20 protein-coding genes are annotated in these 20,642 nt (G+C 72.8%); 7 read left to right on the forward strand and 13 right to left on the reverse strand.

Going from position 1 to position 20,642, the window contains the following annotated elements; all coding sequences use genetic code 11:
* Positions 1-16 precede the first annotated feature (16 nt).
* The 9 genes from ACIGXM_RS05490 to ACIGXM_RS05530 form a co-directional block, all read right to left on the reverse strand.
* A complete protein-coding gene (locus ACIGXM_RS05490; RefSeq protein ID WP_396557037.1) occupies positions 17-823 on the reverse strand; it encodes an HAD family hydrolase in 807 nt (268 codons plus the stop codon).
* The gene (gene serS, locus ACIGXM_RS05495) at positions 820-2,094 is read right to left on the reverse strand and encodes a serine--tRNA ligase (protein WP_396557039.1); all 1,275 of its coding nucleotides are present in this window, start codon (positions 2,092-2,094) and stop codon (positions 820-822) included. Before serS ends, ACIGXM_RS05490 begins: the two co-directional genes overlap by 4 nt.
* A 504-nt stretch (positions 2,095-2,598) precedes the next feature.
* Positions 2,599-3,534 (reverse strand): prephenate dehydratase, encoded by a 936-nt coding sequence (gene pheA, locus ACIGXM_RS05500; protein ID WP_396557041.1) that lies wholly within the window; start codon positions 3,532-3,534, stop codon positions 2,599-2,601.
* Between the two features lie 90 nt (positions 3,535-3,624).
* Complete coding sequence (gene efeB, locus ACIGXM_RS05505; RefSeq protein ID WP_396557043.1) at positions 3,625-4,848, reverse strand: iron uptake transporter deferrochelatase/peroxidase subunit; 1,224 nt, start codon at positions 4,846-4,848, stop codon at positions 3,625-3,627.
* Between the two features lie 9 nt (positions 4,849-4,857).
* Positions 4,858-6,804, reverse strand: coding sequence for a copper resistance protein CopC (locus ACIGXM_RS05510; RefSeq protein WP_396557045.1), 1,947 nt, complete (start codon positions 6,802-6,804; stop codon positions 4,858-4,860).
* Positions 6,805-6,810: 6 nt separating this feature from the next.
* The gene (locus ACIGXM_RS05515) at positions 6,811-7,281 is read right to left on the reverse strand and encodes a copper chaperone PCu(A)C (RefSeq protein ID WP_396557047.1); all 471 of its coding nucleotides are present in this window, start codon (positions 7,279-7,281) and stop codon (positions 6,811-6,813) included.
* Positions 7,278-7,943, reverse strand: coding sequence for an SCO family protein (locus ACIGXM_RS05520; RefSeq protein WP_396557049.1), 666 nt, complete (start codon positions 7,941-7,943; stop codon positions 7,278-7,280). The genes ACIGXM_RS05515 and ACIGXM_RS05520 overlap by 4 nt, the downstream gene beginning before the upstream one ends.
* A gap of 89 nt (positions 7,944-8,032) precedes the next feature.
* Positions 8,033-8,740 carry a YcnI family protein gene (locus ACIGXM_RS05525; RefSeq protein ID WP_396557051.1) on the reverse strand — a complete coding sequence of 236 codons (708 nt, stop codon included), beginning with the start codon at positions 8,738-8,740 and terminating at the stop codon, positions 8,033-8,035.
* 121 nt (positions 8,741-8,861) lie between these two features.
* Positions 8,862-9,668 (reverse strand): hypothetical protein, encoded by an 807-nt coding sequence (locus ACIGXM_RS05530; RefSeq protein ID WP_396557053.1) that lies wholly within the window; start codon positions 9,666-9,668, stop codon positions 8,862-8,864.
* A gap of 244 nt (positions 9,669-9,912) precedes the next feature.
* On the opposite strand from ACIGXM_RS05530, the gene ACIGXM_RS05535 reads away from it, so the two are divergent.
* The 4 genes from ACIGXM_RS05535 to ACIGXM_RS05550 are packed head-to-tail and all read left to right on the forward strand — an operon-like array spanning position 9,913 to position 12,914.
* Positions 9,913-10,566 carry an ATP-binding protein gene (locus ACIGXM_RS05535; protein ID WP_396557055.1) on the forward strand — a complete coding sequence of 218 codons (654 nt, stop codon included), beginning with the start codon at positions 9,913-9,915 and terminating at the stop codon, positions 10,564-10,566.
* A gap of 31 nt (positions 10,567-10,597) precedes the next feature.
* Entirely contained in the window at positions 10,598-11,530 is a 933-nt protein-coding gene (locus tag ACIGXM_RS05540; protein WP_396557057.1) for a LysR family transcriptional regulator, read from the forward strand.
* Positions 11,531-11,580: 50 nt separating this feature from the next.
* A complete protein-coding gene (gene alc / locus ACIGXM_RS05545; RefSeq protein ID WP_396557059.1) occupies positions 11,581-12,633 on the forward strand; it encodes an allantoicase in 1,053 nt (350 codons plus the stop codon).
* 32 nt (positions 12,634-12,665) lie between these two features.
* On the forward strand, positions 12,666-12,914 hold the full coding sequence (locus ACIGXM_RS05550; RefSeq protein WP_396557061.1) for a hypothetical protein: 249 nt from the start codon (positions 12,666-12,668) through the stop codon (positions 12,912-12,914).
* 62 nt (positions 12,915-12,976) lie between these two features.
* Here ACIGXM_RS05550 and ACIGXM_RS05555 read toward each other — a convergent pair whose 3' ends face one another.
* Complete coding sequence (locus tag ACIGXM_RS05555; protein WP_396557063.1) at positions 12,977-14,164, reverse strand: acyl-CoA dehydrogenase family protein; 1,188 nt, start codon at positions 14,162-14,164, stop codon at positions 12,977-12,979.
* A 99-nt stretch (positions 14,165-14,263) separates the two neighbouring features.
* On the opposite strand from ACIGXM_RS05555, the gene ACIGXM_RS05560 reads away from it, so the two are divergent.
* Positions 14,264-14,905, forward strand: coding sequence for a TetR family transcriptional regulator C-terminal domain-containing protein (locus ACIGXM_RS05560; protein WP_396557065.1), 642 nt, complete (start codon positions 14,264-14,266; stop codon positions 14,903-14,905).
* A gap of 48 nt (positions 14,906-14,953) precedes the next feature.
* On the opposite strand, the gene ACIGXM_RS05565 is transcribed toward ACIGXM_RS05560, so the two are convergent.
* Positions 14,954-15,184 (reverse strand): DUF5302 domain-containing protein, encoded by a 231-nt coding sequence (locus ACIGXM_RS05565; RefSeq protein WP_396557066.1) that lies wholly within the window; start codon positions 15,182-15,184, stop codon positions 14,954-14,956.
* Positions 15,185-15,561: 377 nt separating this feature from the next.
* Here ACIGXM_RS05565 and ACIGXM_RS05570 point away from each other — a divergent pair, with 377 nt between their 5' ends.
* A complete protein-coding gene (locus ACIGXM_RS05570) occupies positions 15,562-16,383 on the forward strand; it encodes a protein phosphatase 2C domain-containing protein (protein ID WP_396557068.1) in 822 nt (273 codons plus the stop codon).
* A gap of 120 nt (positions 16,384-16,503) precedes the next feature.
* Here the strand turns inward: ACIGXM_RS05570 and ACIGXM_RS05575 are convergent, their stop codons facing one another.
* Complete coding sequence (locus ACIGXM_RS05575; protein WP_396557070.1) at positions 16,504-17,454, reverse strand: pirin family protein; 951 nt, start codon at positions 17,452-17,454, stop codon at positions 16,504-16,506.
* Positions 17,455-17,807: 353 nt separating this feature from the next.
* The gene (locus ACIGXM_RS05580) at positions 17,808-18,347 is read right to left on the reverse strand and encodes an SseB family protein (protein ID WP_396557072.1); all 540 of its coding nucleotides are present in this window, start codon (positions 18,345-18,347) and stop codon (positions 17,808-17,810) included.
* Between the two features lie 433 nt (positions 18,348-18,780).
* On the opposite strand from ACIGXM_RS05580, the gene ACIGXM_RS05585 reads away from it, so the two are divergent.
* Positions 18,781-20,610, forward strand: coding sequence for an acyl-CoA dehydrogenase (locus tag ACIGXM_RS05585; protein WP_396557074.1), 1,830 nt, complete (start codon positions 18,781-18,783; stop codon positions 20,608-20,610).
* Positions 20,611-20,642 lie beyond the last annotated feature (32 nt).

A 20,642-nucleotide genomic window follows, 5' to 3' on the forward strand; every position in this document is an offset into this window, starting at 1 on the left:
GGGACGTCACCGGGGGTCAGCCGTACAGCCGTTCCAGCACCACGGCCACGCCGTCCTCGTCGTTGCCCGCGGTGACCTCGTCGGCGACGGCGCGCACCTCCTGGTGCGCGCCCGCCATCGCGACCGCGTACCGGGCCCAGCGGAACATCGGCAGGTCGTTGGGCATGTCGCCGAAGGCGATGGTGTCCGCCCCGCGCAGACCGAGCCGGCGGGCCGCGACGGCCAGTCCGGTGGCCTTGGAGAGCCCGAGCGGCAGCAGTTCGACCAGGCCCGGGCCGGCCACGGTGACCCCGACCAGGTCGCCGACCACTCGCCGGGCGGTCTCGGCCAGCGCGTCGTCGTCCAACTCGGGGTGCTGGAGGTAGAGCTTGCTGATCGGTGCGGCGAACAGCTCGTCCTCGGTCCCGACCCGGGCCACCGGCAGCTCGCCGCCGACCGTCAGCCGGTAGTCGGGCCGGGCCAGTACGGTGCCCTCCAGCCCGTCCTGGTTGGCCGCCACCGCGAGCCGGCCCAGCTCGGCGGTCAGCTTCTCCAGGGCCAGCCGGCCGGTCCGGCGGTCCAGCGTCATCGAGGTGAGCAGCCTGTCCGCGCCGGCGTCGTACACCTGGGCGCCCTGGCCGCAGACCGCCAGGCCCGTGTAGCCGATGGCGTCGAAGACCGGCCGGGCCCAGGGCGCCGACCGGCCGGTGACCACGATGTGCACCGCCCCGGCCGCCGTGGCGGCGGCCAGGGCGGCCCGGGTGCGGTCGGAGACCGTCTCCGCGGAGCTGAGCAGCGTGCCGTCCAGGTCGGTCGCGACCAGCCGGTACGCCGGCTCGGTCACTTGACCGGGTCCAGCGTGGTCCGGCCGCCGAGGTAGGGACGCAGCGCCTCCGGCAGGACGACCGAACCGTCGGCCTGCTGGTGGTTCTCCAGGATCGCCACGATGGTCCGCGGCACGGCGACCAGGGTGCCGTTCAGGGTGGCCAGCGGGCGGACCTTGCCCTCCTCGCGCACCCGGATGGAGAGCCGGCGGGACTGGTACTCGGTGGTGTTGGAGGTCGAGGTGACCTCGCGGTACTTGCCCTGGGTCGGGATCCAGGCCTCGATGTCGAACTTGCGGGCGGCCGAGGAGCCGAGGTCGCCGGAGGCGACGTCGATCACCCGGTAGGGGAGCTCCAGCGCGTTGAGGAAGTCCTTCTCCCACTGGAGCAGCCGGCGGTGCTCCGCCTGGGCCTCCTCCGGCGTGGTGTAGACGAACATCTCGACCTTGTCGAACTGGTGCACCCGGATGATGCCGCGGGTGTCCTTGCCGTAGGTGCCCGCCTCGCGGCGGAAGCAGGACGAGAAGCCGGCGTAGCGCAGCGGGAGCTGCTCGCCCTCCAGGATCTCGTCCATGTGGTACGCCGCCAGCGGCACCTCGCTGGTGCCGACCAGGTAGCGCTCCTCCTGCTCCAGGAAGTACACGTTCTCGGCGGCCTGGCCGAGGAAGCCGGTGCCGTCCATCGCGGCGGGCTTGACCAGGGTCGGCGTGATCATCGGGACGAAGCCGGCCGCGGTGGCCTGCGCCATCGCCATGTTGACCAGGGCGAGCTCGAGCAGCGCGCCGACACCGGTCAGGTAGTAGGAGCGCGAGCCGGCCACCTTGGCGCCGCGCTCGGTGTCGATCGCGCCCAGCAGCTGGCCGAGCTCCACGTGGTCCCGGGGCTCGAAGCCCTCGGCCGCGAAGTCGCGCGGGGTGCCGATCTCCTCCAGGGTGACGAAGTCCTCCTCGCCACCGACCGGGGCGTCCGGGTCGATCAGGTTCGCCAGCCGGCGGACCAGCGCCTCGGCCTCCTCCTTGGCGGCGGTCTGCTCGGCGTCGGCGGCCTTCACCTCGGCGGCCAGCGACTTGGTCCGCTCCAGCAGGGCGGCCTTCTCCTCGCCCTGGGCCTTCGGGACCTGCTTGCCGAGCAGCTTCTGCTCGTTGCGCAGTTCGTCGAAGCGACTGCCCGAGGACCGGCGGCGCTCATCGGCGGCGAGCAGGGCGTCGACCAGGTCGACGTCCTCGCCACGGGCGCGCTGCGAGGCGCGCACTCGGTCAGGGTCCTCACGAAGCAGGCGAAGGTCAATCACGGGGCCCAGCCTACCGGGGCAGGGCTGGCCGACCGTACTGCTTTGGGCGCCTGGGGATAACCACTGCCATCCTGTGGATAACTTGCCGCCGGCTGGTGCTGTCCGCGACTTGTCCACAGGCTGCGCCGGCTGCCTGTGGATGACGGAGTGATCAGTGGTCACTGGGTGTGAAATCGGTAATCCGAGGTTTCAAACCTCGATTGGGCCACAAAGTCGAGCGAATTCTCCCGCTCGATCGGGTGACTTAATGGCACAAGGGTGACTCTGGTGTGATTGGTCCGTTCTTGGTGGCTTGCAGCTGATCGGATCGGACCTGTGAGTAGCTATGCCGGTTTGTCGACTCATCCCCAGGCCTGTGGATAACCCGTGGCCACCGGGCCTGCTGGGGATGACGGGATTCCACCGCCCGGCCTGTGGATGACGGTCGGCCGCGGGCGCACCGGCATTCCGAATGGCCGGCCGCCGTTCACCATCCGTTCAGGCGAGCCGGTATTCGGGCTTCATTCAGACTTCGCCGCGACCGTCCAGGCAGCGCGCCAGCCAGTCGGCGGCGTCGACGAAATCCCGGTCCGAGGTCCCCGGCCGGCGGCCGGCCGGATCCCGGCGGTCGGCCCGCGGGTAGGAGCCGAGGAACCGCACCTGCGGGCAGATCCGCCGCAGCCCCATCAACGCCTCGCCGACCCGCCGCTCGGTCAGGTGCCCCTCGCAGTCGAACGAGAAGCAGTAGTTGCCGAGCCCCTGCCCGGTCGGTCGGGACTCGATCCGCATCAGGTTGACCCCGCGCACCGCGAACTCCTGCAGCAGCTCCAGCAGCGCACCCGGGTGGTCGTCGCGCAGCCAGACCACCATCGAGGTCTTGTCCGCGCCGGTCGGCGAGGAGACCCGGCCCGGCCGGCCGACCAGCACGAACCGGGTGGCCGCGTTCTCCGCGTCGTGGATCCCGGTGACCAGCGGCTCCAGCCCGTACAGCGCGGCCGCGAACTCGCCCGCGAAGGCGCCGTCGAACCGCCCCTCCTGGACCAGTCGGGCGCCGTCCGCGTTGGAGGCCGCCGACTCCCAGCGGGCCTCCGGCAGGTGCTTGCCCAGCCAGCGGCGGACCTGCGGCTGGGCCACCGGGTGGCTGGTGACGGTCTTGACGTCGGCCAGCGTGGTGCCGGGTCGGACCAGCAGCGCGAAGGCGATCGGCAGCAGCACCTCGCGGTAGATCATCAGCGGCGCGCCGGTGGCCAGTTCGTCCGCGGTCGCGGTGACCGCGCCCTCCACCGAGTTCTCGATCGGCACGAACGCCCCGGCGGCCTCGCCGGCCCGCACCGCGTCCAGCGCGGCCGGCACCGAGCCGACCGGCACCAGCTCGCGGGTCGCCGCCTCGGGCAGGGTGTGCAGGGCAGCCTCCGTGAAGGTGCCCGCGGGCCCGAGGTAGGTGTAGCGGGTGGCCGACATTTCGTGCCTCCGGACGATTCCACACAGCAGAGCCAGACCCGCCACCCTATCCCTCCGGCCCGCCACCGGAGGGATGGGTCCAGACTGTGGTCAGCTCTCCAGCAGGGCCTGCCCGAGGTAGCCGTCGCCGCCCGCCGGCACCCCCGGCGGCACCGCGTACAGCCCGCTCGCCTCGTGCTTCAGGAACCGCTGGAGCCCGTCCCCGCGGGACAGTTGGCGCTGTACCGGGACGAAGCCGTGGGCCGGGTCGGCCTGGAAGGCGAGGAAGAGCAGCCCGGCGTCCGGCGCGCCGTCCGGCCGGATCCCGTCCGCGTACGAGAAGCCGCGGCGCAGCATCGCCGCCCCGCCGTTGCTCGCCGGCGCGGCGGAGCGGATGTGCGCGTCGGCGGGGATCGCCAGCGAGCCGTCCGGGTTCTGCCTGGTCAGGTCGACCGGGGTGAACTCGGTGCCGCCGGAGAGCGGCGCGCCGTCCGACTTGCGCCGCCCGATCACCCGTTCCTGGCGGTCGGTGGAGATGTTGTCCCAGTCGTCCAGCAGCATCCTGATCCGCCGCATCACCAGGTAGCTGCCGCCGGACATCCAGCCGGGCCCGGTGCTGAAGACCTTCGCCGCGAAGCCGGCGTCGGTGGGCTTGGGGTTGTTGGTGCCGTCCACCTGGCCCATCAGGTTGCGCGGGGTCCGTGGCCGCGTGGTGGCGCCCGGGGTGCGGCTGAAGCCGGCCATCTGCCAGCGCGGGGTGGCCACCTCGGCGGCCTGGTGCTGGAGCACCCGCAGCGCGTGGTAGACGACCAGCCCGTCGTCCGCGCCGATCTGCAGCCAGAGGTCGCCGTCGCTGCGGGCCGGGTCGAGGGCGTCCTCGGGGAAGGCCGGCAGCGGGGCCAGCGCGGCGGGGCGCTTGGCCTGCAGCCCGGTCCGGTCGAAGAGCGTGCTGCCGAAGCCGACCGTGACGGTGAGCGAGCAGGGGCCGGCGTCCAGGGCGATCTGGTTCTCGCCGTCGCCGGCCGGCTCGCCCGCCGCCAGCAGGGCGATGGTGGCGGACCAGCGCTTGAGCAGTGCCTGGAGGCCGGCCGCGCCCGCGCCGGGGGTCAGGTCGAAGGCGGCCAGCTGCACGTGGGCCTGCGCCGGCTCGACGATGCCGGCCTGGTGCGGGCCCCGGAAGTCGATCCGGCCGGCGCCCAGGCCGGGGGCGCTGGCCTGGGCGGGGACGATCGCGGCATGGCCGAGCGCGCCGCCGGCCGCGCCGGCCACCAGGCCCGCCCCGGCGCCGCCGAGTAGTGCGCGGCGGGAGAAACCGCCGCTGATGGAGGGTGTCATGAGCCTGTTTCAGCCGATCTTGACGGACTTGGTCTCGATGTCGTTGTCGATGGCCGAGGAGCGGACCGTCACCGCGGCCACCCACTCGCCCGCCAGCGGTAGCTGCGGGTCCCCGGTCCAGGTGCCGGTGCCGGCCTTGTTGAGGGTCACCGGCAGGGGACCGAGGTCGCGGTCCGGGAGGGTGAAGGAGAGGTCCACCTCGGGGACATCCACCGGCTTGCCGGTGGAGTCGGCGATCACCAGCTTCACCTGGTTGGCGCCGGTCCGGGCCGGGTCCAGGGTCAGCGTCGCGGTGCCCTTGGCGCCGGCCTCGGTGCCGCCGGTGTTGTAGGGGATGCTCAGCTGCACGGGCTGTCCGGAGCCGGCCGCCGGCGCCTCGGCGGAACTCGCCGCGACCTCGGCGGCCACCCGGCCGGGCGCCTGGTTGGTCAGCAGTGTGGTCACCACCAGCACCACCACGGCGACCGCGGTCTCCACCAGCACCGAGCGGCGCAGCCCGGCCCGGACCGGCGAGCCGTCCTGCGCCCGGCGCACCTTGGCGCTGGCCAGCGCGGCGCGCTGGCGCTCCAACTGGGCCCGCCGCCGCGGGTCCTCGGACGCCCCGGCGCCGGCCGGCATCGGCACGGGATCCGCGGCATCCTCCGCCGCCACCAGGTCGCCCTCGCCCGCCGCCCGCAGCCGGGCGGCCCAGCGGCGGGAGAGACCGGCCGCCGCCAGCATCACCGCCACGCAGCCGACCTTGATCAGCAGCAGCTGCCCGTACTCGGTGTCCACCAGCGCGTGCCAGGACCAGCCGATCCCCCGCCAGGCCTGGTACAGCCCGGTGGCCACCAGCACCGCCACCGACGTGAAGGCCACCTTGGAGAAGCGGTCCACCTCGGCCGACCCGGCCCCGTGCCGCAGTCCGACCAGCAGCGTCACCAGCCCGCCCAGCCAGCAGGCCATCGCCAGCAGGTGCAGCAGGTCGAACGGCAGCGCGAGCCAGACCTGGATGCCGACCGCGGCGTGGTCCGCCGCGGACCAGGTGGCGCCGAGCGCCAGCGCCAGCAGCAGCCCCGCGACGCCGAGCACCAGCCGCGCCTCGCGCTGCGGGCGCTCCGCCGCGCGCCGCTCCAGCCGACGCAGCTCGTCCTCCTCCGGATCCCCGGTGGGCTCCAGCGGCGGCGCGGCGGCCGGGGTCTGGCCCAACTGCCCGACCAGCAGCGACAGGAAGACGCCGGCCGCGGCGAGCAGCAGCAGCCGGGCGGCCAGCGCGGTGCCCAGCCGCTCGTCCAGGCTGCTGCGCACCAGTGCCAGATCGAACATCTTGCCGAGACCGCCGCCGCTCTCGTACGGTCCGCGGGCCAGCAGCACCGCGACGGTGGCGGTCAGCAGCGCCACCCAGCCGGTCATCAGCAGCCGCTGCACCGCGCGCACGCCCGCTCCGCGCGGCCAGCAGAGCAGCACGAACGCGGCCACCCCGACCAGCAGTGCGTACGCGCCGTACGCCACCGCGCGCCCGGTCCCGTAGAGCGCCGAGACCACCGGCTCGGCCTGCGCGCCCTGGATCTGCGAGGCGGAGACCGAGGTGTCCGAGGGCGCGCCGATCGAGAAGGTGAAGGCCCCGCCGACCACGTGGGTGTCGGCCGAGACGACCCGCCAGGCCACCGTGTAGGTGCCGTTGCCGAGCCCGGCGCGCAGGCCGACCTGGGCGGTGTCGTCCCTCCCCCCGGCGTGCCCCGGGTTGCCGGTGTCCGCGGCCTTCCCGGACGGATCGAGCACCCGCACCGAGTCGGAGGAGAGGGTGACCCCCTCGCTGAAGGTCAGCGTCACCTCGGTCGGCGCGGTCGCCACCACCGAGTTCTGCGCGGGGTCGGTCTGCAGCAGCGCCGCGTGCGCGGCGGCCGGACCGGCCGTGCCGAGCAGCAGTACCAACAGTGTGCCGACGGTGGTCAGTACCGCCCTGGCTCTGCGCATGGTCTCTCAGCTCCCGGGTCGGTAGGTGAGGGGTTTCACCGGCACCTGGACGGCGATCGTGCCGCTGTGCGCGAAGGTGAGGTCGAGTTCCAGCTGGTCTCCGACAGCAGGCTTCCGCTGCCATCCCATGATCATGAGGTGCAGCCCGCCGCGGCTCAGCTGCAACTCGCCGTCGGCGGGCACCGGGAGGTCGCTGACCTCCTCCATGGTGGTGTCGGTGGACCTGTGCAGGGTGATCGAACTGGCTCCCGGGCTGGTCACCTTGACCAGCGTGTCGGGGCTGCCGCCCTGGTTCTCCACCGTCAGGTAGGCGGCCGCCATGCCGTCGCCGGCGGGCAGCGGTATGTAGGGGTTCGTGACGCTGAGCTTGGCCGCGGTCGGGTGGCCGGAGCCGCCGCAGGCGACCACCACCGCGCCGGCGGCCAGTACGGCGGCCAGTGCCGCGCCGCCCAGCGAGGCCCGTCGGAAACCGGTCACGTCGCCGGCACCCCCTTGGCGAGCAGCGGCAGGTCGTGGCTGAAGACGTCGATCGTGCTGTTGCTCAGGTAGAGCACGTGCGCCTTGTTGTCGGAGGGCAGGAAGGCCAGCACCTGGGCGCCGTGCGAGGAGGTGACCGTGCCGTCCTTGTTGACGACCGGGTCCTCGACCAGGATGCCCAGCGACTTGGCCGCGGCCTTGACCTCGTCCAGGTTGCCGGTCAGCCCGATGAAGTTCTTGTCGAACGAGTCCAGCCAGGTGCGCAGCACGGTCGGGGTGTCGCGGGCCGGGTCGGTGGAGACGAAGACCACGTCGATCTTCTTCTGCTCGTCCGGCGGCAGCTTCTGCATCGCCACGCCGATGTCGCCCATGGTGGTCGGGCAGACGTCGGGGCAGTCGGTGTAGCCGAAGAAGAGCAGGGTGGTGACCCCGTCGGTGCGCTGGCGCAGGTCGAACGGCTGGCCGCTGGTGTCGGGCAGCACCAGGTCGGGCTTGGTGAAGGGGTTGGTCAGCGGGGTGCCCTCGTACGGCGACTTGACCGCCTGCTGCTGGACGACGGCTGAGCCGCTGTTGTTGGCGTTGGCGGAGGAGCAGGCGGACAGTGCGAGGGCGGCGGTGAGGGCCAGCGCGGCGGCCACGGCGGGCCGGCGACGCGACGTCATGAGGTGCATGGTGGTCCGATCGAAGTTCGGGGGTTCTGGAGGCCCGCCGGGGCCGGGCGGGAGCGCCGCACGGCCCCGGCGGCCGGGGGTCAGGAGGCGTTCTTGCGGCGCAGGCCGGCCACGCCGAGCGCGGTGCCGGCCAGGCCGACGACCAGGCCCGCCACGCCGAGGGCGCGGGCGGTGTCGTCGGTGGACCCGGCCGTCGCGGGGGCGGCGCTGTTCTGCGCGGCGGGGGCGGCCGAGGCGGTGCCGGCCTTGGGGGTGAGGGTCAGCGTCGGGGCCGGGTGCTGCGGCTCCGGCTGGCCCGGCTTGGCCTCGTCGATCCAGCGGACCACGTTGCCGTCGCTGTAGGTCTGCAGCGCCTTGAAGACCACCTTGTCGGTGCTGGCCGGCAGCGGGCCGAGGGAGACCTTGAACTCCTGGAACTGGCCGGGGGCGATCCCGCCGCCGGCGTCGGCGGTCCAGGTGATCTTGGTGACCGCCTGGGTGATGCTGCCGTCGTCGGTCTTGATCGGGGTCGACAGCTGGCTCTTCTCCAGTGCGGCGGTCCAGCCCGGCACCGGCTGCGTGGCCACCGAGGCGATCGGCTGGTCGGCGGGGAGGTCGACCTCCAGCTTGGTGGTGCTCGCGGTGTCGCTCTCGTCCGGCACCCGGAAGGCGACGGCGGTGTAGCCGCCCTGGGTCGCGGTCCCCGGCTGCACGGTGACGTGCGCGAAGGCGGGGACGGCGGCGGCCAGCACGGTGCCCGCGGCGAGCGCGGCGGTGGTGACCAGGCGGCGGGCAGGAATCGAACGCATGAGTGCGGTGATCTCCATCGGGAGCAGGGCACACGGGTGCCCTGGAAACGGGGGCATGACGACGTCGTGCGCGTCGCGCGCCACCGCTCCCGGCGCCGGCCCTGGGCTCGGCGACGGCGGATCAGCGCGCGAACGCCGCCATCGGCGGACCCCGACGGATCACGCTGTGCCGCAGCGCGGCCGCCACCGGCAGCCGCGCACTCCCCGCGTCCGGGCGCGCCGCCCGGAGGGTCGGCTCCGGCGCCCCGAGCAGGCCCCGCAGCAGCGCGGCGAGCAGCAGGAACGCCGTCCGCACCGAGGCCGCCCCGGCCCGGGCGACCGTGCCGGCCAGCCGGACCAGTCGCCAGAGCGCGGCCTCGCCGCGGCGCAGCCACCAGCCGGCGACCACGGCGGCCAGCAGGTGACCGGCCAGCATCGCCGGGGTCAGGCCGAACTGCCACCAGGGCATGCCGGTGGCGGCGTGGTAGGCCTGCGGGTTCAGCCCGGCGGCGCTGATCAGCTGCTGCGGCGTGACGCCGGGCGGCAGCGTGTGCGGCACGCCGTGCCCGTGGTTGTTGCAGACCAGGGCGCCCGCGACCTGCTCCATCGTCATGCCGGGCATCGTCATGCCGGGCATCGCCTGGCCGGTGCTGTGGAAGAGCAGGTGCAGACCGAGCTGACCGATCCCGAGCGAGCCGGCGATCCCGGTCAGCGAGCGCTCCCGCCCGCCGAGCAGCGCGGCGAGCGCGCAGACCACGGCGAAGCCGAGCGTCAGGGTGCTCGGGGCGATCTGGCCGCCGCCCGCCAGGCAGTGCCCGGCGGCCGCGATCACGCTGCAGACCAGCGCGAACGGCACCGCGCGCAGCAACCGCAGGTCCCAGGCGGCCGCGGCGGCCCGGCGCACCGGGTCGGCGGCGCCCGGCTGCGGGGCGGGATGGCGGTCAGTCATGGCCGGGCCATCATCTCATCGGGGTCCGCGCCGCCCGGGGCGGGGGCACGGGTGACCCTCTCCCACCCTCTGGCCGGGGCCCGTGGACGCAGGGGCGTGCGGGTGGACCCGCGCGCCGCTCGGCACAGCGTGCCGTCCCAGTCCATCCGCCGAACGGGCGGTCCGGGACTCGCCGGACGGTTCGCCACCCGATCGGTCGGCAATACCTAGTTGTATGTGGAGCCGCAGCCAGGAGGGACCTGTCGTGGACATCTGGTGGACTCTGCATCTCAAGCGTGACCTGGCCAGCGTTCCGCTGGCCCGGCGCGTCCTGCTCGGCACCATGGAGAGTGCCGGGGTCGATCCGCAGATCGCCCACGATCTGGGCGTCGCGCTGACCGAGGCGTGCGCCAACGCGGTCGAGCACGCCGGCGGTGGGCGGCCGGACGAGTGCTTCCAGGTCACCGCCGCGCTGGAGGGCGACCTGCTGCGGATCGAGGTCGTCGACTCCGGGCCCGGCCTGGCGGTCGCCCCGCACCTGGTGCCGCGGCTGGTGCCGACCAGGCACGCGCCGGCGCCGACCCGGCCGGCCGGTCGCGGCCCGCGCCGGCGCCGTGGCCGGGCCTCGCTGCCGGCGCACGCGCTGGCTCTGGGAGCCCGCCGGCTGCACGGCTTCGACCGGCCCGCGCCGTACGACACGCACGTGCTGCCGGTCGGTCGGCCGCTCCCGGCCGGCCCGCGGCTCGCCGACCTGGACACGCCGCCCGACCCGTTCGCCGAGAGCGGTCGCGGTCTCTTCCTGATCCGTGCCCTCACCGACCACGTCCAGCTGCGCAACCACCCGCTGCGCGGTGCGATCGTCAGCTTCGACAAGGTGCTCAAGCGGCGCGGCGAGTCGGTGCTCCGGGTGGCCTCCTGAGGCTCGCCCGCACCGCCCGTACGCTGGGGCGGTGATCGACTGGGAGCTCAGGAAGCTGCTGATTCTGCGGGCCTTGGACGAGTGCGGGACGGTCACCGCCGCGGCCGCCCGGCTCAATCTGACGCCCTCCGCGGTGTCCCAGCAACTTGCGACACTGGCCCGGCAGTTGGGCGCACCGATGCTCGAACCGTACGGCCGTCGGGTGCGGTTGACCGGGGCCGCCCGGCTGGTGCTCCGGCACGCCGACCGGGTCTTCGGTCAACTGGAGCAGGCCGAGGCCGAGTTGGCCGGCTACCTGCACGGCGAGGCGGGCGAGGTGCGGGTCGGGGCGTTCGCCACCGCGATCAGCGGGCTGGTGGTTCCGGCGGTGGTCCGGCTGCGCGAGCGGGCGCCGCGGCTGGTGGTGCGGCTGGTGGAGGCCGAGGCGGCGGAGGCGGTGGAGCTGCTGGCGGCCGGCGAGGTGGACCTCTCGGTCTCGCTCAACGTGCGCGGTTCGACCGCCGCCGACCCGCGGTTCACGCAGGTCGCCGTGGTGGAGGACCCGCTGGACGTGGCGCTGGCGGTCGACCACCCGCTGGCCGGGGCGAGCGGCCTGCGGCTGGCCGACCTGGCGGACCAGCCGTGGATCTTCGGCGCCCGCGGGCCGTGGCGCGACATCACCCTCGGGGCCTGCGCCGACGCCGGTTTCGTCCCCGAGCGGGCGCACACCGCCGCCGACTGGGCGGCGATCCTGGCGATGGTCGGGGCCGGTCTCGGAGTGGCGTTGGTGCCGCGGCTGCTCGCCGGAGGCGGCGCCGGGGGCGGAGTCGGGACCGGGGGCGGCGGAGGACCGGTGGCGGTCCGGGCGCTGCCGGTCGACCTGCCGAGCCGCCGCGTGGTGGCCGCGGTCCGGGCCGGTACCGGGGAGACCCCGCCGCTGCGCCGGGTGCTGGACGAGATCGTTCAGGTCGGCTCAACGTTTTGATTAAAAACTTGAGATGGACCTGCAAAATGGCCTGCTCGCACAGTTGAGCCATGACTCCCGACGACCCCGGTTACGCCGACTACGACAACGCCGCCGCCGACCTCCCGTTCACCCGGCTCACCGACCTGGCCGACCGCCGGCTGGGCGCCGGGGTGATCGCCGCCAACGACGAGCTGTTCGCGTTCCGGGAGAACCTGCTGCTCCCCACCCCCGCCGTGTTCCAGCCGCACACCTTCGGCCCCAAGGGCCAGCTGATGGACGGCTGGGAGACCCGCCGCCGGCGCGGCGACGACCAGCCGCACCCGGCCGCCGACGACCACGACTGGGTACTGGTCCGGCTCGGCCTGCCGGGCGTGGTGCACGGCGTGGTGGTGGACACCGCGCACTTCCGCGGCAACCATCCGCAGCAGATCAGCCTGGAGGCCACCGAGCTGCCTGGCACCCCCGGCCCCGAGGAGCTGCTCGCGCCGGACGTGAAGTGGCAGGAGATCGTCCCGCGCGGCGCCGTGCGCGGCCACGCGGCCAACGGCTTTCCGGTGGCCGACCGCCGCCGCTGGACCCACCTGCGGCTCAAGCAGTACCCCGACGGCGGGATCGCCCGACTGCGGGTGCACGGCGAGTCCCGGCCCGACCGGGCCTGGCTGGCCGCGCTCGGCCGCTTCGACCTGGCCGCGCTGGAGCACGGCGGCGCGATCGAGGACGCCTCCGACCGGTTCTTCTCGCCGCCGGTCAACCTGATCCTGCCGGGCCGCTCCGGCAGCATGGGCGAGGGCTGGGAGAACCGCCGCCGGCGGGACGGCGGGCACGACTGGGTCCGGCTCCGGCTGGCCGGTCGCGGGCTGGTCGGCGCGGTGGAGCTGGACACCGGCAACTACGTCGGCAACGCCGCCGGTTGGGCCGCCGTGCTGGGCTTCGACGCGAGCACCGGCGGCGACCCGGCCGGGCCGGACGGCTGGTTCGAGCTGGTGCCGCGGACCCGGCTGCAGCCGGACGCGGTGCACCGGTTCCCGGTCGAGCGCCCGCGCCCGGCCACCCACGCCCGGCTGGACGTCTTCCCGGACGGCGGGGTCGCCCGGCTGCGCCTGCACGGTTCGCTCGCCTAGCGTTTGGGACGGGCCGGGAGCACAGTTGACATATGTTGCACATGATGCGCGCGGAGTACGGCGAAGCGGGCCCGGCCGGCCCGGTGAAGCAGTGGCACATGGTCCAGGACGAGAAGACCGTGAGCCTGTGCGGACGGGAGCTGGCGGCGGACTCCGCCACCCGCCCGTCCACCGAGTGGGGGACGACCGAGGAGGGCTGCTGCCGGATGTGCGGCGTGCTGTGGTTCCAGTCGGTGCCGTTCCTGGCCGACGAGCACGACCGGTCGTCGTACCTGCCGTAGCGCCCCGCCGACCGGTTGGGGCCGACCGGTTGGGGCCGCCCTCCGGGGCGGCCCGCCGGCGGTCAGCGGTAGGCGGACTCGCCGGTGATGGCCTCGCCGAGCACCAGGGTGTGGATCTCGCTGGTGCCCTCGTAGGTGAGCACCGACTCCAGGTTGTTGGCGTGCCGCAGCACCGGGTAGGCGGTGGTGATGCCGTTGGCGCCCAGCACCGTACGGGCGCTGCGGGCGATCTCCAGCGCGCTGCGGACGTTGTTCAGCTTGCCGAAACTGACGTGTGCCGCGCGGGACTTGCCCTCCTCCTTGAGCCGGCCGACCCGCCAGGCGACCAGGTAGGCCTTCTCCAGCTCCAGCGCCATCTCGACCAGCTTCTGCTGGGTGAGCTGGAAGGCCGCGATCGGCCGGTCGAACTGCACCCGGCTCTTCGCGTACTCCAGGGCGCTCTGGTAGCAGTCCCGGGCCGCGCCGACCGCGCCCCAGAGGATCCCGTAGCGGGCCTCGTTCAGGCAGGAGAGCGGGCCGCGCAGCCCGCTGACGCCCGGCAGCACGGCGTCGGCGGGCAGCAGCACCTCGTCGAAGGAGAGCTCGCTGGTGACCGAGGCGCGCAGCGAGAGCTTGCCGTGCACGTCGCGCGCGGTGAAGCCGCGGGCCTCGCGCGGGACCAGGAAGCCCCGGACGCCCTCGTCGGTCTGCGCCCAGACCACCGCGATGTCCGAGACACTGCCGTTGGTGATCCACATCTTGCTGCCGGAGAGCACCCAGTCGCCGCCCTTGCGGCGGGCGGTGGTGCGCATGTTGGCCGGGTCGGAGCCGAAGTCCGGCTCGGTCAGGGCGAAGCAGCCGATCGCCCGGCCGGCCGCCAACTCCGGTAGCCAGCGCTGCTTCTGCTCCTCGGCGCCGAAGGCGTGGATCGCCCGCATCGCCAGCGAGCCCTGCACCGAGACGAAGCTGCGCAGGCCCGAGTCGGCGGCCTCCAGCTCCAGGCAGGCCACCCCGTACGCGACGGCCGAGGCGCCGGCACAGCCGTAGCCGTCCAGGTGCATGCCGAGCAGGCCCAACGCCCCCAGCTCCGGTGCGAGTTCGCGGGCCGGGAAGACGCCCTGCTCGAACCAGTCGGCGAGGTGCGGGCGGATCCGGTCGTCGGCGAAGCGGCGCACGGTGTCGCGGACCAACCGCTCCTCGTCGGAGAGCAGTTCGCCCACCGCGAGCAGGTCGAGCGGGTCGGGGCCGCCGGGGCGGGCTGCGCTGGCCATCAGGGTTCTCCACGGATTAGGGGTCGGCACGGTGCCGGACCATCCGTATCAGGCTTTACGCTGACCGGAAAGCAGTCACACGGAAGACGGTGGTGGGCAGTGCGCGATGCCACGACGGACGGCCGGGTCCAGAAGGGCAACGAGACGCGTCGCCTGGTGCTCGGTCGGGCGGTCGGGATCGCTTCGGTGGAGGGGCTCGGTGGCCTCTCGCTCGGCCGGCTCGCCACCGAGCTGGAGTTGAGCAAGAGCGGGGTGTTCGCGCTCTTCGGCTCCAAGGAGGAGCTGCAACTGGCCACCGTACGGGCCGCGCAGCGGATCTACCTGGACACCGTGGTGGCGCCGGCGCTGCTACGGCCGCCGGGGGTCGGGCAGCTCTGGGAGCTCTGCATCCGCTGGCTGGAGTACTCGCGCGGCCGGGTGTTCGCGGGCGGCTGCTTCTTCTGCGCGGTCGGCGCGGAGTTCGACGCGCAGCCGGGGCGGGTGCGGGACGCGCTCGCGGCGAGCAGTCGGGAGTGGCACCGGACGCTGCTGGGGATGCTGGAATCCGCCCGGACCGCCGGGGAGTTGCGGGCGGACGCGGATCTGGAGCAGCTGGCGTTCGAGCTGGTGAGCTTCCTGGAGCACGCCAACGCGCTGTCGCTGCTGCACGACGACGAGGCGCCGTACGGGCGGGCGCGGCGGTCGGTCCTGCTGCTGTTGCGCTCGGAGGCGGCGGACGAGACGCTGCTGCCGGCGGAGTGAGCGGCACGCCGGGGCCGACCCCGGCGTGCCACTGGTCCTCGGCCTCGCTCAGCCGCTCTTGCGACGGAACGTGCGCTTGCCGCCGGCCGCCGAGTGCGCGCCGTGGATCTTGGAGTCGCCACCCGGGCCGCCGCCGGCGCCGTCGGTGTGGACCCCCTGCTTGCGCGCCAGCGCGGCACGGAACTTGGCCTTCACGTCCTCCTCGGCGGGGGTCTCCGCCGGCTCGGGGTTCTCGGCGCTCTCCGTCACTGTTGTGTCCGCTCCTGTGTCGCTGCTCATGCGGGACCTCCTGGGCCGGGTGGTACGTGGGTCGTGCTGGAGCACACTGTGCCACGTCCCGGCCCGGACGGGACATCAGTTATCGGAGGCCCGACCGTGGTAGTTCGGGCCGCCGATGAAGAAGAGCAGCGCGGCGACCGGGAAGCCGATCGAACCCACCACGACCAGGACGAACTGCCACCACATGACCGGTCTCCTCGCACTCTGTCGCGGTACGCCCCAGCTGCGACGCTAGGGGATAACCGGGTGACCTGCCACCGCGCGGCGCACCCCCCTGTACGCCCCGCCGCGTCCGCCGGGGCGCCCTCGGGACCCCGTACGAGGGAACCTGCGCCAAGGGCTGTCCGGGAGTGCTCCGGGGCCCGCACACTGGCGGCATGCAGGTACAACTGGCGGGGGAAGCGCAGCGTCCGGGTCGGGAGAGCGAGGACTTCGCGACCGCCACACCGGAGGCGCTGGTGCTGCTCGACGGGTCCGGCTCACCGGACGGCATGGAGTCGGGGTGCCGGCACGGTACGGCGTGGTTCGTCCGCCGGCTGGGGGTGCATCTGCTCGCCCGGCTGACCGACCGCTCGGACCGGGACATCGCCGAGTGCCTGGCCGACGCCATCGTGGAGACCGCCGCGCTGCACGGTGGCCGGTGCGACCTGGCCCACCCCAACACCCCGGCCGCGATGGTGGTGGCGGCGCGCAAGCACGGCGGCTCGCTGGAGTACCTGGTGCTCGGTGACTCGCTGCTGGTGCTGGAGCCGAAGGAGGGGCCGCTCCGGGTGCTCGGGGACAACCAGCCGTTCACGGAGGGGGAGGAGCTGCGGCACGCGGTCCGGCGCAGCGAGCCGGGCAGCGCCGAGCGGGCCGCGCTGCATCTGCGGTACGCGCTGGCGGTGCGGGCGGTGCGCAACACCGGGCGCGGGCCGTGGATCGCCGCCGCCGCGCCGAAGGCGGCCGGGCATGCCGAGACCGGGTTCGTCCGGCTCGACACACTGAGCGCGCTGGCGGCGCTCACCGACGGCGCCGGTCGGTACACCGAGCGGTACGCGCTCGGTGACTGGTCGGACGCGCTGCGCCTGATGGCGGAGAGCGGGCCGGGCGCGCTGATCGCCCGGGTCCGCGAGGCGGAGCGGAGCGACCCCTGCTGCGAGCGGTGGCCGCGCGGGAAGGCCCGGGACGACGCCACGGCGCTCTACGCGCGGTTCTGAACGCCCGCCCGCGGCAGGGTGGTTCGTGCTCTCACTGCTGATCGGCCCGGCCCGGCTAGATCCGGGCCGGTCCAGTCTGGTCCGGTCAGATCCGGCTAGATCCGGGGCCGGTCCGGTCGGTCAGTCCTGCGGGTGGCCGAACTTCCCGGACTGGAAGTCCGCCATGGCCTGCTCCAGCTCACGGTGGCTGTTCATCACGAACGGCCCGTACCAGGCGACCGGTTCGCGGATCGGCTGCCCGCCCAGGATGATCACGTCCAGGTTGGGGTGCCGCGACTCCTGCTGGCGGTCGGCGGAGATGGTCAGCGTGTCGCCCTCGCCGAACACCACGGCCTGCCCGGTGCCGAACGGTCGGTCCTCGGCGCCGACCCGGCCGTCCCCGTTCAGTGCGTACGCGAGGGCGTTGAAGTCCCTACGCCACGGGATGGTCAGTCGCGCGCCGGGGGTGAGGGTGGCGTGCAGCAGGGTGATCGGGGTGTGCGTGCTGCCCGGTCCCCGGTGGCCGTCCAACTCGCCGGCGATCAGCCGGAGGATCGCCCCGCCGTCGGGGCTGGTGAGCAGCTTGACGTGGCCGCCGTGGATGTCCTGGTAGCGCGGGGTGGTCATCTTGTCCGTGGCCGGGAGGTTCACCCACAGCTGGATGCCGTGGAACAGACCGCCGGAGAGCACCAGGGACTCCGGCGGGGTCTCGATGTGCAGGATGCCCGAGCCGGCCGTCATCCACTGGGTGTCGCCGCCGCCGAGGTGGCCGCCGCCGCCGTGCGAGTCCTTGTGGATGAACTCGCCGTCGATCAGGTAGGTGACGGTCTCGAAGCCGCGGTGCGGGTGCCAGGGAGTGCCCTTGGGCTCCCCGGCCGCGTACTCCACCTCGCCCATCTGGTCCATCATGATGAACGGGTCGAGGTACTTGGTGTTGATCTTCGCGAAGGCCCGGCGGACCGGGAATCCCTCGCCCTCGAAGCCCTCGGGTGCGGTGGCGACCGCCAGGACCGGCCGGGGCGCCGTGACGGCGGGGTCGGGGGTGGCGACGCGCGGCAGGGTCAGCGGGTTGTCGACGGTCACGGCGGGCATGTCGGCCTCCTTCGGGGGTGTTCTGGCCTACGTCCGCGAGATTAGTTCAATCCTCAACAAGAAGCAAGTTGAAATTTCAATCACCTGCTGTCGAGGGGAGAGGGAGAGTGCCGATCTTGTTAGAGGGCGGTGCTCTCAATCATGAACGGTGCACATAAAGGAGAGCGCTGCTCTCGAGTGGGGGTGGCATGCCCTGGAGTGGACGGCGCACGCAAGTGAGAGCGCCGGACGCAGGCGAGAGCGCCGCACGCAAAAGAGAGCGGTGCTCGCATCTGCGATCACCGCTCTCGTGCCGGCGCTGCCCACGCCCGCACCCGCGATCAGCCGTATGGACCCGTGCGGAGCCGCGCGGATCAGCCGTACATCCGCCGCATCGTGAAGTCGACCATCTGCTCCACGGCCTTGGCGTCGAACACCATCCGGTGCTCGCCCTCCATGTCCAGCGCGAAGCCGTATCCGGTTGGCAGCAGGTCCAGCACCTCGGCGCCGGAGACCGTGAAGTACTTGGACTCCTTGCCCGCGTAGCGGCGCAGCTCCTTGAGCGAGCTGAACATCGGAATCACCGGGGTGGGCGTGTTGTGCAGCGCCAGGAATCCGGGGCGCTCGCCGCGCGGGCAGTGCACCTTCGAGGTGATGAAGATGGCCTGGAAGTCCTCCACCGCCATCGAGCCGGTGGTGAACGCCCGCACGGCGTCCGCCAGCGACGGCGGGGACGGCTCCGGGTAGAGGGACTGCCCTGCGGACGGCGGCTGCTCGCCGTACCCTGCACCGCCGGCCTGGCCGTCGTACCCGGGCTGGCCGTACATGCCGTTCATGCCCTGCTGCCCCGCCGCCTGGTAGGAGCCACCGGGGTAGCCGCCAGCGCCGGGTGCGCTCTGCTCGTAGCCGTACACACGGACAGGCTAGCGGTCCCGACCCACTTGCCGCGGCGGCCGATCCGGACAAGTCGTACTGGGATGGAACTGTCGGGAGGCGACTACCGACAGACCGTGACGGCGAGGGTACGACGGCGAAACCGTGACGGCGAGGGTGCGACGGCGGGACGTGGCGCCGAGACCGTGGCGCCGAGACTGCGGCGCCGAGACCGTGACCACCGGAGGGCGACGGTCGGAGTCGGCAGGCGACGGCCGCCGCATGGCGAGGGTCAGGTCGCGACGGCGGGACCGTGCCGACCGACGTGACTACCTTCACTTCGGATTTACCGTCCGGTTGCCCGTGGAGGGCTTGAAGAAGTTACTAACCGGTAGCATCATGGGGTTCTACTGGCGGGTAGGGGCGTCCGGCATCGGAAGGCGCGCCCGGAAGCGACGAACCGGAGAAACGGTCATGGGTCACTACAAGTCCAACCTGCGGGACGTGGAGTTCAACCTCTTCGAGGTGCTCGGCCGCGACCAGGTGTACGGCACCGGTCCGTTCGCCGACATGGACGTCGAGACCGCGAAGAACATCCTGAGCGAGATCTCGCGCCTGGCCGAGAACGAGCTCGCCGCCTCCTTCGCCGACGCCGACCGCAACCCGCCGGTCTTCGACCCGGAGACCAACACCGCTCCGGTCCCGGCCACCTTCAAGAAGAGCTACGACGCCTACATGGGCGCCGAGTGGTGGCGCCTGGGCATCCCGGAGGAGATCGGCGGCCAGGTCACCCCGTCCTCGCTGATCTGGGCCTACGCCGAGCAGATCCTCGGCTCCAACCCGGCCATCTGGATGTACTCCTCCGGCCCGGCCTTCGCCGGCGTCGTCTTCGACGAGGGCACCGAGGAGCAGCAGAAGGTCGCCAAGCGGATGACCGATCGCCTGTGGGGCGCCACCATGGTGCTCACCGAGCCCGACGCGGGCTCCGACGTGGGCGCCGGCCGCACCAAGGCGATCAAGCAGGAGGACGGCTCCTGGCACATCGAGGGTGTGAAGCGCTTCATCACCTCGGGCGAGCACGACATGTCCGAGAACATCATCCACCTGGTGCTGGCCCGCCCCGAGGGTGGCAAGCCGGGCACCAAGGGCCTGGGTCTCTACATCGTCCCGAAGTTCGACTTCGACTGGGAGACCGGCGAGCTCGGCGAGCGCAACGGTGTCTACGCCACCAACGTCGAGCACAAGATGGGCCTCAAGGCCTCCAACACCTGCGAGATGACCTTCGGTGCCAAGCACCCGGCCAAGGGCTGGCTGCTCGGCGAGACCGTGGACGGCATCCGCCAGATGTTCAAGATCATCGAGTTCGCCCGGATGATGGTCGGCACGAAGGCCATCGCCACCCTCTCCACCGGTTACCTGAACGCGCTGGAGTACGCCAAGGAGCGCGTGCAGGGCGCCGACATCTCGCAGTTCCTGGACAAGACCGCTCCCCGGGTCACCATCACCAACCACCCGGACGTCCGCCGCTCGCTGCTCACCCAGAAGGCCTACGCCGAGGGCATGCGCGCGCTGGTGCTGTACACCGCGTCGGTCCAGGACGACATGCAGGCCGCCCGCCTGCGCGGCGAGCACGACGAGGCCGCGGAGCGCCTGAACGACCTGCTGCTGCCGATCGTCAAGGGCTACGGCTCGGAGAAGTCCTACGAGCAGCTGGCCCAGTCGCTGCAGACCTTCGGCGGCTCCGGCTACCTGCAGGAGTACCCGATCGAGCAGTACATCCGGGACGCCAAGATCGACACCCTCTACGAGGGCACCACCGCGATCCAGGGCCTGGACTTCTTCTTCCGGAAGATCGTCAAGGACGGCGGCCAGGCGCTCACCGCGGTCTCCGAGCAGATCCAGAAGTTCCTCGCCGCGAACGAGGGCGGCGACGCCCTGGCGGCCGAGCGCGAGCTGCTCGCCAAGGCGGCCGGCGACCTGGAGGCCATCGTCGGCAAGCTGCTCGCCGACCTGTCCTCGGTCGAGCAGGACGTCAAGAACATGTACAAGGTCGGCCTCAACAGCACCCGCCTGCTGCTGGTCTCCGGCGACGTGGTGGTCGGCTGGCTGCTGCTCCGTCAGGCCGCGGTCGCACTGGCCAAGCTGGAGGCCGGCGTCACCGGCAAGGACGTCGCCTTCTACCAGGGCAAGGTGGCCGGCGCCCGCTTCTTCGCCCGCAACGTGCTGCCGACCATCAGCGCCCAGCGCCTGATCGCCGAGGGCATCGACAACGAGATCATGGAGCTGGCCGAGGAGGCCTTCTGATCCCCGAGCTGATCCCCGAGGTCGGCCCGGCC

Origin of the sequence: Kitasatospora sp. NPDC052896 (genome assembly GCF_044547075.1) — a bacterium.
Lineage (GTDB): Bacteria > Actinomycetota > Actinomycetes > Streptomycetales > Streptomycetaceae > Kitasatospora.